17 protein-coding genes are annotated in these 13,912 nt (G+C 47.4%); 5 read left to right on the forward strand and 12 right to left on the reverse strand.

The genetic code is table 11. The annotated features are described in order from the left end of the window. From HMPREF1640_RS06260 to HMPREF1640_RS06315, 12 genes are all read right to left on the reverse strand, one after another. Window positions 1-1,206, reverse strand: coding sequence for a phage tail domain-containing protein (locus tag HMPREF1640_RS06260; protein WP_036893334.1), 1,206 nt, complete (start codon window positions 1,204-1,206; stop codon window positions 1-3). A gap of 12 nt (window positions 1,207-1,218) precedes the next feature. Beyond that, a complete protein-coding gene (locus HMPREF1640_RS06265) occupies window positions 1,219-1,728 on the reverse strand; it encodes a hypothetical protein (RefSeq protein ID WP_036893390.1) in 510 nt (169 codons plus the stop codon). Window positions 1,729-1,746: 18 nt separating this feature from the next. Further along, entirely contained in the window at window positions 1,747-6,162 is a 4,416-nt protein-coding gene (locus tag HMPREF1640_RS06270; RefSeq protein WP_156098734.1) for a hypothetical protein, read from the reverse strand. A 225-nt stretch (window positions 6,163-6,387) separates the two neighbouring features. Continuing rightward, on the reverse strand, window positions 6,388-6,951 hold the full coding sequence (locus tag HMPREF1640_RS06275; RefSeq protein WP_036893335.1) for a hypothetical protein: 564 nt from the start codon (window positions 6,949-6,951) through the stop codon (window positions 6,388-6,390). A gap of 86 nt (window positions 6,952-7,037) precedes the next feature. After that, window positions 7,038-7,541, reverse strand: a complete 504-nt coding sequence (locus tag HMPREF1640_RS06280; RefSeq protein ID WP_036893336.1) for a hypothetical protein — start codon at window positions 7,539-7,541, stop codon at window positions 7,038-7,040. Window positions 7,542-7,554: 13 nt separating this feature from the next. After that, window positions 7,555-7,956 (reverse strand): hypothetical protein, encoded by a 402-nt coding sequence (locus HMPREF1640_RS06285; RefSeq protein WP_036893337.1) that lies wholly within the window; start codon window positions 7,954-7,956, stop codon window positions 7,555-7,557. Further along, a complete protein-coding gene (locus HMPREF1640_RS06290; protein WP_036893338.1) occupies window positions 7,953-8,420 on the reverse strand; it encodes a hypothetical protein in 468 nt (155 codons plus the stop codon). The genes HMPREF1640_RS06285 and HMPREF1640_RS06290 overlap by 4 nt, the downstream gene beginning before the upstream one ends. After that, window positions 8,411-8,746, reverse strand: coding sequence for a hypothetical protein (locus HMPREF1640_RS06295; RefSeq protein WP_036893339.1), 336 nt, complete (start codon window positions 8,744-8,746; stop codon window positions 8,411-8,413). The genes HMPREF1640_RS06290 and HMPREF1640_RS06295 overlap by 10 nt, the downstream gene beginning before the upstream one ends. Window position 8,747: 1 nt before the next feature. Beyond that, window positions 8,748-9,062 carry a DUF6706 family protein gene (locus HMPREF1640_RS06300; RefSeq protein WP_036893340.1) on the reverse strand — a complete coding sequence of 105 codons (315 nt, stop codon included), beginning with the start codon at window positions 9,060-9,062 and terminating at the stop codon, window positions 8,748-8,750. A gap of 56 nt (window positions 9,063-9,118) precedes the next feature. Next, window positions 9,119-10,225 (reverse strand): major capsid protein, encoded by a 1,107-nt coding sequence (locus HMPREF1640_RS06305; RefSeq protein WP_036893341.1) that lies wholly within the window; start codon window positions 10,223-10,225, stop codon window positions 9,119-9,121. A gap of 19 nt (window positions 10,226-10,244) precedes the next feature. Further along, a complete protein-coding gene (locus tag HMPREF1640_RS06310; protein ID WP_036893342.1) occupies window positions 10,245-10,811 on the reverse strand; it encodes a hypothetical protein in 567 nt (188 codons plus the stop codon). Window positions 10,812-10,829: 18 nt separating this feature from the next. Next, entirely contained in the window at window positions 10,830-11,519 is a 690-nt protein-coding gene (locus HMPREF1640_RS06315) for a hypothetical protein (RefSeq protein ID WP_036893343.1), read from the reverse strand. Between the two features lie 229 nt (window positions 11,520-11,748). Here HMPREF1640_RS06315 and HMPREF1640_RS06320 point away from each other — a divergent pair, with 229 nt between their 5' ends. From HMPREF1640_RS06320 to HMPREF1640_RS06340, 5 genes are read left to right on the forward strand one after another with little or no spacing between them, the layout of a single operon-like run. Further along, window positions 11,749-12,129, forward strand: a complete 381-nt coding sequence (locus HMPREF1640_RS06320; RefSeq protein ID WP_036893346.1) for a hypothetical protein — start codon at window positions 11,749-11,751, stop codon at window positions 12,127-12,129. A gap of 1 nt (window position 12,130) precedes the next feature. After that, a complete protein-coding gene (locus HMPREF1640_RS06325) occupies window positions 12,131-12,394 on the forward strand; it encodes a hypothetical protein (RefSeq protein ID WP_036893347.1) in 264 nt (87 codons plus the stop codon). 42 nt (window positions 12,395-12,436) lie between these two features. Beyond that, complete coding sequence (locus tag HMPREF1640_RS06330; RefSeq protein WP_036893348.1) at window positions 12,437-12,703, forward strand: hypothetical protein; 267 nt, start codon at window positions 12,437-12,439, stop codon at window positions 12,701-12,703. A gap of 31 nt (window positions 12,704-12,734) precedes the next feature. Further along, window positions 12,735-13,100, forward strand: coding sequence for a hypothetical protein (locus HMPREF1640_RS06335; protein ID WP_156098735.1), 366 nt, complete (start codon window positions 12,735-12,737; stop codon window positions 13,098-13,100). Between the two features lie 8 nt (window positions 13,101-13,108). Beyond that, window positions 13,109-13,681: a hypothetical protein gene (locus HMPREF1640_RS06340; protein WP_156098736.1), complete on the forward strand. Its 573-nt coding sequence runs from the start codon at window positions 13,109-13,111 to the stop codon at window positions 13,679-13,681. Window positions 13,682-13,912: the final 231 nt, after the last annotated feature.

Raw genomic sequence — 13,912 nt, forward strand, 5'->3', positions numbered from 1 at the left:
TTATATTCGCTCCCATACGATAATGGCATTTGTGGTGAATGATGTGATTTCATCAATGCAACCCGTGACAACGGGGAAATAACCGCCGCTTTCGGTGTATTCGTGTTGTACTGAAACATCCTTGCCCGCTATGTCATAATCAACATTTCCATCGCCCCAATATATGTTCACATACTTGGTTGAAGTCAATGTGATTTCGCAAGTCTTTGTCTCTTCGCTTACGCGGATATGCTTCAACACCTTTTTGACGGGTTCGGGTTCGCGCAACTTCAACTTGAACATTCCGACCATCGACGAATCGTTCCAAGTCTTTGAAACTTCGATTTCATCCTTGATGTAAACTTCGTAAATCAAAGGTTTCACCGGATGCACGTCAACGACAAGGCGATTCGTTCCTTTCTTGTCGAAAAGATGCGCAAAGTCGTTCACGCGCTTGATGAAATCAATCTTGGATTCTGCCTTAACAAAGCAAGACAACGTGATGTCGCGCGCTTCAATGAACTTGTGCATCAAATCCACGCTTTCGCCATGATAGTTGTCCCAATTGACCGTCAATGGGTCTTTCAGTTTCGGACGCGACAACAAACCATCGGATGCCGACACATAGATTCCATAATCCTTGAAATCGTGTCCGTCAATGGTGTATGCCTGTTGTTTGGCGGATGATATTTCCGAAATCAAGTCTTGTTGCGACAATGCAAGATTGTACATCTTGACATCATCCAGCAAGCCAAAGCCATAATCGCCGCCATAATGGTCTTGGTTAAGCGATACGCCTTGCAACGTGCCGCCGTTCGTCACCTCCTTAATCAAGGATGAATTGGCATAAAAGCGATATTTCACGCCATGTTTCACCAACGCAAGCGAAAGCCAAGTTCCGGATTTCGCTTCGATGGGAACTTCAACGTAATTGTCAAGCCCGGCGAAAGCAAGCATCCAAATCAATTGTGTTGGCGTGCCAACCTCGCATTCCGCACCATTCACCCACATCAACATCGAAAAGTCAACGGAAAGTGTGGGCAATATGCTTTTGTCAACCTCGCAAGTATCATCGCCGGAAAATGAAATGGCGTTGCCGTTTTTTCCTTGAACGAAATGCGCACCGGACACAACGCCATCGGTGCGGTTCGATGAATAGTCATAAGCGACAAGCGCGCCATCGTTTTCATCGAATGGCATTTGAAAGATAATATTTTTGTTGTCCATAAATGGTTCAATTTACTTGTTTGACTTCTCCCGGATTTTCACCACGGCATCGCCCGTGGCTTTTCGTATCACTTTACCGCCGTGATGGTTCACGCAAACTTTCGCCCAGTCGCTTGCGATGACATTCACAACGGCGTTGTCGTACACGTCAACCATGACAAAGGCATTGTCCTTTGCAACGATATTCAACGCGGAATCATGCTTTGCCCATACTTCCGAAACTGAATATCCGGTTGCCGTGACTTTGCCATTTGTCGTTCCAAGCGCAATGCACTTGGATTGGTTTTGCAATGCAATTGCATCATCAAGGAACACGCCGTGTTTCTCCATTACGCCCTTGAAATTCTCACGGATGAAATCGTTGGATGGGTAATCGTGTTCAAGGCAAAAATCAATGCCGCGAATGTACATATCCACCAACGCGTCCTTGTCATCAAGACTTTTCAATTCGTTCAACCAAGGCGTGCAAATACCGTTCGCCTGTGCTGCCTTGGCAAGATGTTTTGTTACTGTGTTATTCATTGTCATTTCTTTTTGAGTTTAGGACAAACCTTGCGAACGCAATGCGTTTCCGCCTTGGTTGGATTCCAATATTGTGATGATGCGTTCAATTCGCGACAAATACTTGTTGTATGACGTATTGATTGCAATCGTGTTCAATGCTTGCAACGATTGGCGCAAGACTTCGTTCGCGTCAAGCTGATTGATGCGGATGGCGTTCATCTGCCCGGCAAGGATGCTCGCGGATTCCTCGCTTATTCCCTTAGCCGCCCCGGTCAACGATTCATCGGTATCATCCAAGCCCATGTCTTTGAATATTTCTTCGTATTGCTTCAAGGCTTGGTTGAAATTGCTTGATGCCGCGCCGACCGCGCTTTTGAATCGGTCAATCTCCGCTTGTGTCAATCCATCAAAGACGAAATCATCGCCGTTCCAATACCCCATGTCCTTTTCCAATTTATCCAATGCGCCTTGCAATTGGTTTTCCAAGAATTTCTTCTTCAATTGGTTCACGACAAGGTTTTTCAAAACGGAATTGACGGTTGTTTCCATCGCTTTTGCCGCATCTTCGCCCTTGCTGAATGCTTCAACCAGCGCATCGCCCAAGTCGTTTGCAAAGTCCTTTGCGGTTGTCTGCAACAAGTCGTTGGATATTTCGTCAATCATATCTTCGATTTGTCGCCCAAGTTCCGCATATTGTTCCTTGAAATCATTCACGCGGCCGTGGTCGGTTTTCTTCTTGCTTTCTTCCGCTTCCCATGATGCTTTCAAGTGTTCTTGTTGTTCTTTCATGTTGCGGATGGCTGCTTGTTGGTTCTTGTAAACCTCGCCGCCCAACGCCTTGCCAATCTGCCATTCAAGTTGCTTGTAAGCGTTTTCAAGCTGCTTGATTGCGTTTTGATGCTTCTTGATTTGCTTTTCTGCCTTGCTGTCGCGCGAATTAAACAGGTCAAAGGCGGATGACAACAATTCGATTGAACCTTGAATGACTGAAAGCGGATTTCCGGTCGCGATGCCTTGCGCAACTTGACTTGCACCATCCATGATGCCACCAAGGTCGCCCAATATGGCTTGGGTTTCTTCATCCATTTCGATGCCCATCTTCTGAAATCCATTCGTTACCGCATTGAATGTGCCATTGATTAGGTCAATCGAACTGGAAACGGCGGTTGCAACTTCCTTGGTTGCTTTCTTGGCTTCATCACTTCCCCAACTCTTGCCATCCTTGGTTGCTTCTTTAAGGCGTTTCCACGCCGCACCAAGGGCGGTGAATGGGTTGCGCTTCTCAACCTCTGAACGCGCCTTGTTCAATTGGTCGGTCAAGGCTTTCAAGTCTTGCGGGTTCAAGTCAACGCCGATGGTTGCTTTCATGCCCTCAATCTTGGCGAGTAGCTGCTTGATGGTCTTTGTTGTCAAATCGTCAAGGTTGCCGAAAAGGTTTTGCCAATCCTCGGAATTTTTAATCAAGTCGCTTTGCAACTTGGAAAGCTCGTCTTGCTCCGCTTTTGCAAGTCTTTCAAGCAAATCTTTATTGCCATTCAATTCTGCAATCCGGCGGCGTTCGGCGTATTGTTCCGCAATGAGTTCCTTTTTCTGCTCATATCCGCCATATTGGTTCAAGATGGCATCATAATCACCGACCTTGCTTGTGTCCGTGTTATACTTCTTCGTGCGATTGGCGATTGCTTGGTCAATTTCGGCTTTTTCCGCGTCCGTGGATGCCTTTGCGCGCTTGCGGTTCAACAACTCCATGTCGGCGTTGAATTGTTCTTCAAGGCGGCGTTTCTGCTCCACATAAGATGCGTATTCGGTCAACAATGCGTTCGTTTCTTGCTTCGCCTTTTCCTGTGCTTGCTTTTCGGCATTGTCAAGGGCTTCTTTTTCGGCGTTGTCAAGTTCCGTTCCATCGTTGGCAAGCTGCTTGCGCTTCGCTTCGATGACGTTCAACATTTCAATGACGGTTTTTGCGTTTGACAGGGAACCCGACAATTCATTGTTGAATGCTTCAAGGACGGTTTTCTTTGTTTCTTCCGCGATGGCATCATTCAGTTGGCGCAACTGCTTGTTTTGTGTCTTGGAACGATTGGCAACATCAACTTGCAAGATGATGTCGCGTTGGTTCTTCAAATAGTCAATATATGTTGCGCCCTGTTTCAAAAGCCCGCCAAATTCCTTTTTCGCCGCTTGCTGAATGATTGGGTCGTTGGAATTGACCCATTTCAAAAAGCGGGAATATTCGCTTTTGTATTTCGCCAGCTTTTCAAGGAACGCATCTTTCTTCGTGCCACCTCCACCGGATGAACGATGATGGCTGCTGCCGCCACCATTCCCGGATGATGTCGTTGTCTTTCCGGTGATTTTGTCGGCTTGCTTCTGCAATTTCTCAATTTCCGCCATAGCCTTTTTGTAATCATCGTTATTGGTAAGGTGTTTCAAGGCTTCTTGCTTCAACTGAATGGCTTGTTCAATCGCGCCAAGTGAACTTTTCGTGTATGTTTGCGTTGCACCAATTCCGGCTTTTTTAAGGATATTCCATCCGTTCCTTTCGGCGTTGGCGGCGTTCTGAAATCCTCTTGATATTTCCGCACGCAAACCATCAAGGGCGGTTTTCGCTTTCTTCTTTTCGTTGTTGGCGGTTTCCACCCAATAACCCGTGCCGAACGTTGATGTCTGAACCCACATGGATTTCGTGTCCGACATCGCGTTGTATTCCTGTTCTTTCTTGATTAGTTCCTTGACCTTTTCTTGTGCTTGCTGCAAATAGATTGTGGCTTTCGCCTTTTCGATTTGCGCATTGATGAACGCCGTTTTGTTAGCAACAAGGACATTTTCGGCATCAACCACATCACGAACGGAAACGCCCAAATCCTCAAACGCTTTCTTGTTGTTTTCAATGAATTGTTTCTTGGCTTCAAGGTCGTTTCCAAGTGCATTCCACTTGTCGGACAACTCCATGATGGATGCAATGGGCTTGTAAGCGTTTTCCGCAATGGCATTATACCATTCTTCGGTTGCTTTCTTGGATTCGTTTGCATTGCTTACGAAATGTGACACAAGCGCAATCAACGCGGATATTCCGGCAAGAATCCAACCGAACACCGGAATGGATTTGATTGCCGCTCCGACCATGCGGAACGCTCCGGCAAGTCCGATGTTCGCCACCGTTCCGGCGGTTGCCGATGCGGTTTGTACTGCTTGCGCTGCTGCCGCCCCCGTGGATGCTCCAACGCTTGCGGTCTTGGCGGTGTTGCTTGCCTGTTCTGCCGCCGCATTTGCGGTTGTTGCCGCCGTGGACGCGATGGTTGCCGTTGTATCTGCCGCCGTTGCTGCCGTGGATGCGATTTGTTCACCACGACCGACCGCCAACAAGTTGTTCCACCATTCCTTTGCCTTGTTCAATGTGATAAGGGAAAACGCGGAATCCTTGTTCAATGTTTGTGCCACCTGTTGCAATCCCATCGTGATTGACATAAGGGATTGCACTTTCAACATTATCTTTTGCAAGTTCTCGTTTTCTCCGGCGAACAAAGCAACCGCGCCTTGTGCCGCCGTGAATCCGCCAACGACACCATTCAATCCGGACAAAACGCCCGCGAATGTCGCTTCATCGTTTGCAAGAACGCTTCCTTGTGATTGAATGTCACCTTGGATGTCCTGTAAACGACCAAGTTCATTCACCATCCTTTTGTATGCTTCCGATTGTTCGTCAATGCCGTTGGCAACCGCATTCGCCATTTCTTCTTTCAAGGCGCGAATTTGCTGACGCAACGAAACATGGGCTTGTGCGGTGTTTTCCGCTGCCGCCCTTGCCTGTTCCATCCGGCTTGCTTCGTCTTCCAGCGCGTTTGATTGCTCGCGCAACTCGTTCAACAAGTATTTGCGGGTTGCGATTTCACCCTTGATGGCTTGGGCGCGGTCGCGCAAGGCACGATATTCATTATCGTTGCCGCTTTTCAACGCGCCGTTCATCGTTTGGGTTATTTGCTCATACTCCTTTTTTAGGGCGGCAATCGCGTTTTCGTGCATTTCACACGCCGCGCCGATTTGGGAAAGTCCGTTGCGGATGTCCTCACTTGCTGATGCTGCACCCTCATTGGCGCGCTGCAAGTTGTTCAATTCGTTAATCAAGGCGACCATTCCTTGTTTTTCCCCATCAAGTTCCGCACGTGCCGCGTTCGCTTGCTCAATCAACGCGTCTTGCGCCGTGCCGGGTTCAACGGAATTGATGCGTTCGTTCAAGTCCGCAACGGTCTTTTCCAATTCTTCGATGACGCGCTTTTGAATTTGGATGCTTTCAACGATTTCTTGCGTTGTGTTGTCCATCGTGTCACCGCTTCCAACAACGGCATCCGAAAAGCCTTGAACACGGCGCAATGTTTCTTCAATCGCCGCGTTCATTTGGTCGTTGTCCATAATGGACGTAAAGGACAATGCGCCCCCGTTTACATCTGCCATATTTCTACATTAAAGAATTTACATAATTCAAAATCGTATCACTATTTTCTTGCGTCAACGTGATTTCCTCAACCTCGCCATCCGTGTTGTCGTAACTTGGCGCGTCAATCATCATGCGTTGCACAACCGACCACGCAATGCCATGTAGCAAATAATCGTATGTCCAACCGAAATGCTCACATATCGCACCCCGGCGACCAAGCGGGGAATTTAGCCCGCTTTGCTTTACTCTATCCGATTCGGCACGGTGGTTCTTTCGATTGACATCAATCGAATAGAGTTCACAAAATCCCCCAAGTTGCTCATGGTGTTCACGATGTTGTAAAGCTGATGCAATCGGGATGGCTTGATTTTCCGGGCGAACAAGTCCGTCAATTCTTCCAATCTCTTTTCATCCTCAACCCATATCGTGCCAGCTTTGCAAGGCTTGGGAATCAATCGTTCTTCACCCAATGCGGCGATGGCAACGACCTTTGCCGCGCGTCTTGCGTGGAAATGCGTCAATGTGCGCGCCGCTTTCATGCTTTCGGGCTTCTGCAATTCCTGTTCGTCAATTGCAAATTCCACCCATTCAGCCGAAAGGCGGTCAAGCGTTGACAACGTGGGTTCTTGGATTGTGAACTTGCGCGTGACTTCATGCGGGATGTGTTTCTTGAACAACCCCCAAAAGCGCGTCTTGGTTTCAAATTCCATGTCCTTGACCTCAAAGGAAACGCCCTTGCCGATGATTGTGTTCAACTCCCGGCGTTCTTGTTCAAGTAGTGTTTTTTCGTCTTTTTCGCTGCTCATGTTGATAAAAAATAAAAAGTCCCCCAAGGCGTTTTTGTTACCTCCGGGGACTTCGGGTTTTCTTGTTAGTTATGATGCCCCGCGCCTTACCCCTTTTTAGGAACGCCGCGCAAGGCTTTGCCAGCCGTAACCGCGCAAGGTGTGACGGTAAAATCAACAAGGAAAATTCCCTTTGCGCTCATATCCGCGTTGATTACCGCTTCAATGTCGCCGTTGGGAATCTCAAAGTCAAGTCCCTGTTCGGTTACAACCTTGATGGCTTTGTTGGCAACAACCTCGTCACCATCATAACCCCATCCATCTTCACCAACCTTTGCGCCGCCAACGTATGACACAAGGTCATCCACATTGGCATCCATCATGGAAAACGTCAAGGTCGGCATCTTGCGCGACTTCTTGCGAACCTCCGGGGCGGCTTTGCCCTCCTCGTAATGTTCGGTGACATCGGCGGCATCTTGTGCCATCTTGCAAGTGTCCTTGTAAGTTTTGCCAATCTTCGCCATCTGCGCGGGCATTGTACCCACCGCGCTTGCCGCGCCAACTTGGATTTCACACAAACCAAGTGTTATTACTGATGCTCTATCTGCCATAATTATGAAAAAATTAAATTTGAATATTCCAATCAATGCGGATGTTCGCGAAATGCTGCTTGGTGTTCGGCTCGTTCATGATTGACATCGTGCCGGGTATTGCTTTGATTCCGTGAATCCGCGAATTACGGATGATTGCCGTGACTTCTCTTGCCAAGGCTTTCAATCGTGGGTTATTAGCGGACAACATCATCTTGCCTTTTATCTTCTTCGGCGTGTCGCTCACATAGATGTTGACGTTCGATGTACCAATTTGCGGGGTGGTATCAATCGCCAAATCAACCGTGTTCACGACAATATCTTCTTCCGTTGAATTATCCGGTCGGTCGCCCTCATGGTAACAACCGCCCTTGGCGGATGTCTTGCCACGCAACAACCCAATCAATATTTCGTTTGTTTCAAATGAATCTATCATTCTGCCGCACGTTTGATGTTTGAAATAAGTTTCTCCAACATTCGGGGCAATTCCCGTTCTGCAAGGTGTTCCGCGCTTGACAACACGTTATATCCTTTCGCTTCGACATAGGCGGCATAATTCATTCCAGCTACAACCACAAGGGCGATTCCCTTTGTCCCCTTTCCGATGGTTTCCGCGATGCTTTGTCCGGACTTGATGCCCATTTCGGCTGCGTTGCTTTCCGCGCCGCTTGCCGCATCGAATTGGGAATGGATGGCAACGCCATCAACAAAGACTTCGTAACCCGTTGACGAAAGCAACGCGCCCGTCTGCATCATGTAGCCCTTGTTTGTCCTTGCTTCGACCAAGCACATTTCGCCAAGTCTTTGCAACCGGGCAATCTGCTTTTTCTCAATCTCATTCAAGAACGCATCGAATCGCTTGCGCACATCGTCTTTGGTGAAATTCGGTTTTATAGCCATAAGCGTGAATGTAATTGTGCCGCATCAAAGTTCAAGCATATTCCGGTAATGCGGATGTCCGAACAATCAATGTCGTTTGCAATGATGACTTTTGCGCCCTTGCTTACCGTTGGGCAAGACTTAGGCAACTGAATGACGGATGTTGCCTTATAGGTTTTACCCCCGGCAACTTGAAACTCCGTTCCTCTGCCATCGCTTTCTTCCCGACATCGGGAAAGATACTTGCGCGATGATTCGCTTTCCGACCAATAACCCTGTTCATCCTGTACGGCATCCGGGGTTTCCTCAATGAATAGGAAATGCGGGTATTGAACAATCTTTGCCATATTACCACATATTAGAACGGTTGCGAATCTTCGGACGGTTGACAAGCACATTTTCCTTGCCAAGTTCGTTGCAAAGGGCGTTGTAAAACAACTTGATGGCATCAATGTTCCACGAAACGGAATATCCGCCCTCGCTCACATTCTGCATCGTACCTTTGAGGATGACCGAAAAGCGTTTATAAACCGCCGTGTCGCACGCCTTGATGTCAAGGTCTGCATCGCCATCCAATCCGGCTTTTACCAAGATGATGTCAATGTCATCATCCGAAAGGTTCATGCCGTTCAACGACTTAATTAAGTATTCTTTGTTTGTCATATTTCCATCTTGCTTTTATGCCGCCGGGGTGTTATGCGCACGCCCGGCGGCGAATGTTAGTTTTTGTTCCAACTTGTCGCATTGGTCTGCATCAACACGGAACGTCCGGCAAGATTCCACGCGGGGAAAAGGTTTGCAATTCCCTCCGTTACCTCTTGAACGGGCGATTCATTGGAATACTTCTTGACAAGCGTATGTCCGTGCATAACCTTTTCGGCTACGCTTCCGGACATTGCCTTTGCGTCAATTGGCTTCTTCCAATAAGTGTTGCCAAGAACCTTGCTTTCGCTGAACAATATCACGTCATCCTCAAACGGATTTTCCGTCAAGCGTGAACCGTCCGCAAGTTCAAGTGTGATGTCTTGGTCAATCACAATGATTTGCAAACCGCGATAAAGTTCTTTCTTCTTGGCAAGGTACGCATTGACCGTTGCAAGGTCGGGCGCATCCTGTGAACCGACAGCGTTCTGAACGAATGACGCACACTTCTTGTAAACTTCCTCTTGGGATGCAAACTTCTCGAATGTGTCAACGTTCATAAAAAGGAATTTGTAAGTTGCGCCATAGAGTTTCTTGCCCAACTTCAAGGCTTTTGGAATGTCCACGGTCAAAGGCTTTGCGCCCGTGCCTGTTGAATACGAAACGGGAACGCCGATTTTCTGCTCCGCCGGGATAAGGTAATCAACGTCATATTCGGTGACGATAGCCGCGTTGTTTGAATTGGTGAACTTCACCTTGCCAAGCGAAATTTGCTTCAATGCAATCCATTCGGCACGGGCGGCAACGCCATCCCAACAATACTTGGTATCTTCCGCCCAAAACTCCACAAGGGCTTTCAAGTCTGGATTGTTTGACGACATGGCAACCATGATGTCATATTCGGTCAATTCATCCTCGTTCTTCTCGCGCGAAATGGTAATCTTGGGGATGTCACCTTGGATGCGTGAAATGGCTTCACGGGTCTTGCGTGGAATTGTCGCGCCACGACTAACAAGGTCGGCGGCAATCTTCAAGCCCGATTGTGCTTCCAGCATCTTCCACTTCAAGAAATTGGTTTCCTTGAGTGGGAAAAGGGTTGGATAATAATAATCTTTAAGGTCATAGGTACGGATGACCGCGCCCATGTCCTTTTCATTAAGTCCAACCATTAACGATTTCTGCATATCGAATACGTTTTAAGGGTTAAACATAAGAAACACATGCAATGGATGCCTTGATTGTGGCATTCACGATAGGCGCGTTGCTCTCTCTTACAACGGCGTGAACCCAAGCGGAAACGAAAAGGTTGCTTCCCTGTTCCACATCCTCGTTGCTTCCAGCGATTGCGCACGGAACAACTTTCAAGGTCTTGTTCTCGCCGCTTGATTCAAACGCGCAAGTTCCAACCTTGACAATTGCGCCAAGCGTTGTGTCTACGGTGATGATGTCCTTTGCGGGATTGGACTTGTCAATGGCGGTGATGGTCTGACCATCGCAATCTGCGGTCGCAAAGCGGTCGCCAACCTTGAAATGATGACCTTTCGCAACCTCATAGGTCTTGGCGGCTGCATCCGCTTTGGTGATAACCCGTGCGGTCTTGCATACCTCAAACGCACCATTCTTGCCCTTGCCAATTGGCGTTCCCTCAAACAATGATGAACCGCCAAGGTTGGCGACTGATACCGTCACGCCGCCGGGGATGTCCGCGATTCGGTGCAAAATGCACTTGACAACGCGGTTGTCCTTTGCTCTTTTAATTGTCAACGACATAATTTGCAATTTAATGGGTTAAACTTCTTTGCCCGATAACTCGTTGTTTTCGGGTTTAAGGCTTGCCACATAATCGGCAACGCCCTTGGAAATACCATCTTCGTTCTTCTGCGCGAACATGGGCTTTCCGCTTGCGCCACCAAGGGCGGCATTCGCCACGTTTTGATTTGCGGTTTCGATGTCCGCCGCCTTGTCGTTCAAGTATTGCGTGAAATCATCATCGGTTGCGAATGACATTCTGGCGAAATCTTTCAAGGTTTGCGCCTTGAACGTTTCGTCCTTGCATCCGGACAACTTCTCTTTGAGTGCCGCAAGCCTTGTTTCGGCAATGTTCTTGGTTTCGTAACCGGACAATTTTTCTTCAAAGGGCTTCACGGCTGCTGCCACGGCTTCTTTGACAATTGCGGCAATGTCGTTCGGATTCTCGGTTGGCGGGATGCCGGGTTCATTCTGCTTCTCCTTGAAATCGTACTTCTTGCGCAAGTTGGTTTCAAACGTCTTGTTACTTTCGGACACTTCTTTGTCCACATCGGCGCGATAGTCCTTTGCAAATTCCGTCACTTGCGCATCGGTGACTTTCTCAACAAGGGCTTTCGCTTCATCCTCGTTGGTTGCCTGTAAAGCAAGAACGCCCGCCAGCACGCCCAACGCATCCTTTCGCACGCCTTGGAACTTCGCCACAAGTAATGCCAAAATGGTTTTCTTCATACGAACAAATTTTTATTTAGTAAATCAAATCGTGGCAAAGATAATGTGTTTTATAGTAAAACATACCGAAAAATTCCCCAAGTTATGCCCGACTTATCAACAAATTTGCATTGCAAGTGCATTTTTCCGGTGTATAAGTTAGTTTTATTAAATAAATCTATTATCTTTGCAGCGTGTTTCATAGTGGAACACACCCAAATGGGTAAACAAATAAAACTTTCGCAACAATATGGCAACTGAAAAGCAAGTAAAACAGGCAATCAAACAAGTTCTTGATTCTGAATACATGAACAAGATGATGACTTTTGACAAGGGATGGAAATTCAAGGTCAAGTCCTATAACATCCGCACACGTTCAAGATTCATCCCCAAGGATGAACGCGATGACTACGGATGCGATGTTGACGCAAACAAGTTCTTCATCATTGAGTTCAACAACGCCAAGGATGAAATGGACGCGACCGATGCCGCCACCATCTGCTTGACCCTTAATCCCGCCGGACAAATCGGAACAACGGGCATTCCTTATGACTACGAAATCGAATCGGTAACATCCGACCTTGATTTGGACATTTACGAAAAGGTATTGGCAATCATCAACAACAAGTAATATGAAATTGATAACACCCAAGCAAAAGGAACTTATCATCAAGCTAAAGTCTTTTTGCGACAACAAGGATTTCGGAAATCCGCTTGATAAGGTCAATTTGGACGCGTTCACCATCGGCGATGCAAGCACGTTGATAAAAGGGTTGCTTGGCTTGCAAAAGTGCAACCACCTTGCATTCCGTGGCGTTGTGGTTTCCAATTCATACGCGTTCCAATGCGCGCTGGATGATGTGTTTGACACCATCGAAAAATATCAAAACAAATAATAATCCGCTGGGGCATTGTCCACGGCATAATCTTTCGCAACAATGAACAAGAATATCGAACAAGCCCTTTCGGGTTTCAGTTATGACGAACAACGCCGGATGCGCGATGTTATCACCGCGCTTGACAATGGCAAGGTGTATTCGGTTGAATTTTATAGTGATGGTTCGGGCGTTGCCTTTGAATACCATCATCCAACCGCCGACCACGGATTGCCATGCACAATGCGTTCTTCGTTCTACATTAAGCAAGCGCAAATCATTCTTGCCGGACATAGGTTGTGTTCGCATAAGATTCCAAAGTGTTGTTGATAAAAATGTTTCACTATAAAACGCAAGTGGTATGGCAAAATCAAGTTATTACACGCCGCGTTGCATGGCGTTCAAGGCTGCTTTTAAGGGTATGCCGGGCGTTACAACGTTTGGACATGAATTGGTCACATACGATGGACAATGCACGGACTTTGGCGGTTCGGCTTACGTTGATAAGCTGGAATGGGTTGCCATCATCGCAACCGATGGCAAATTCATGGTGTACATCAACAATCCCGGATGCCCGGTTGATGCCGATGGTTGCCCAATCTTCACCAAGGAACACCCACGACAACAATGGGTGTTCGGATATTACAAATCGTTTAACCGGGCTTTGAATCGTGCTGTTGCAATTACCAAGGCACGCAAATATCCAAAGCCCATTGAAATATGGTAATTAAGAACATGGATAAAAGACAAGAAATTGAATCCATCGCAAGCCGATATGACTTGGATGTTGATTTCGTGCAACAATTGCACGACAAAGTGACGGACAAAGAAAACTTTGCCCGTGCCGTGAAAATGTTCGTGGATGGCACATTGTCATTCGCCATTGCAACCGGGGATGCGCCAATCAATGTTGCATCCATCCGGCATGATGTCGCCGTGAATCTTCTTGAACTTCGCAAGATGCGCGCGGATAAAGTCAAGGAACAAATGGAAATGCAACGCCGGATTGTTGAATATTACAACGGATGCCACCATGTCACGATGACGCACAAGGGCAACAAAAGCATCCGGGAAACAGTGTTCATCAAGGACGGGTTGATTGTGGCGTTCGGTCACTTTGAACCCAAGCAAGGCGGCATCTATTCCGCCAACAACCCGGTGATGCCGGATTTCCGTTGGCAACCGCACGATGTGTTGGGTCGTTTGCGCAAGCTGGACAAAGGCTTTTATCGCAAGGTCAAAAAGGCGGCGACCGCTTCACCGCGCGAATGGTTTGATTTCACGAGTTCAACAATAAAAAATGAATAATATGGATTTTCAATATGATTGTGCCGGGGCTATAATTTGCCCCATCCAACCACCAAGATTTGGTATCAATGGGCAAAGAACGAAAGCAAGGTGTATTGGATGCCCACACGCTGCGTTTTGCACCACAAGGAATGACGTAATGGCGCACATGGATGAAATAAGGCAAAGCATAACAAACGAAACCCCAAAAGAATGAATGGCAATACGATATATCACGTTTCTTTCAGTGAC

The sequence above is a fragment of the Prevotella sp. S7-1-8 genome (assembly GCF_000758925.1).
GTDB lineage: Bacteria > Bacteroidota > Bacteroidia > Bacteroidales > Bacteroidaceae > Prevotella.

Coding starts and splice junctions, on each gene's coding strand:
- HMPREF1640_RS06260 (WP_036893334.1), bottom strand. CDS start 1,206: ATGGACAACAAAAATATTATCTTTCAAATGCCATTCGATGAAAACGAT.
- HMPREF1640_RS06265 (WP_036893390.1), bottom strand. CDS start 1,728: ATGAATAACACAGTAACAAAACATCTTGCCAAGGCAGCACAGGCGAAC.
- HMPREF1640_RS06270 (WP_156098734.1), bottom strand. CDS start 6,162: ATGGCAGATGTAAACGGGGGCGCATTGTCCTTTACGTCCATTATGGAC.
- HMPREF1640_RS06275 (WP_036893335.1), bottom strand. CDS start 6,951: ATGAGCAGCGAAAAAGACGAAAAAACACTACTTGAACAAGAACGCCGG.
- HMPREF1640_RS06280 (WP_036893336.1), bottom strand. CDS start 7,541: ATGGCAGATAGAGCATCAGTAATAACACTTGGTTTGTGTGAAATCCAA.
- HMPREF1640_RS06285 (WP_036893337.1), bottom strand. CDS start 7,956: ATGATAGATTCATTTGAAACAAACGAAATATTGATTGGGTTGTTGCGT.
- HMPREF1640_RS06290 (WP_036893338.1), bottom strand. CDS start 8,420: ATGGCTATAAAACCGAATTTCACCAAAGACGATGTGCGCAAGCGATTC.
- HMPREF1640_RS06295 (WP_036893339.1), bottom strand. CDS start 8,746: ATGGCAAAGATTGTTCAATACCCGCATTTCCTATTCATTGAGGAAACC.
- HMPREF1640_RS06300 (WP_036893340.1), bottom strand. CDS start 9,062: ATGACAAACAAAGAATACTTAATTAAGTCGTTGAACGGCATGAACCTT.
- HMPREF1640_RS06305 (WP_036893341.1), bottom strand. CDS start 10,225: ATGCAGAAATCGTTAATGGTTGGACTTAATGAAAAGGACATGGGCGCG.
- HMPREF1640_RS06310 (WP_036893342.1), bottom strand. CDS start 10,811: ATGTCGTTGACAATTAAAAGAGCAAAGGACAACCGCGTTGTCAAGTGC.
- HMPREF1640_RS06315 (WP_036893343.1), bottom strand. CDS start 11,519: ATGAAGAAAACCATTTTGGCATTACTTGTGGCGAAGTTCCAAGGCGTG.
- HMPREF1640_RS06320 (WP_036893346.1), top strand. CDS start 11,749: ATGGCAACTGAAAAGCAAGTAAAACAGGCAATCAAACAAGTTCTTGAT.
- HMPREF1640_RS06325 (WP_036893347.1), top strand. CDS start 12,131: ATGAAATTGATAACACCCAAGCAAAAGGAACTTATCATCAAGCTAAAG.
- HMPREF1640_RS06330 (WP_036893348.1), top strand. CDS start 12,437: ATGAACAAGAATATCGAACAAGCCCTTTCGGGTTTCAGTTATGACGAA.
- HMPREF1640_RS06335 (WP_156098735.1), top strand. CDS start 12,735: ATGGCAAAATCAAGTTATTACACGCCGCGTTGCATGGCGTTCAAGGCT.
- HMPREF1640_RS06340 (WP_156098736.1), top strand. CDS start 13,109: ATGGATAAAAGACAAGAAATTGAATCCATCGCAAGCCGATATGACTTG.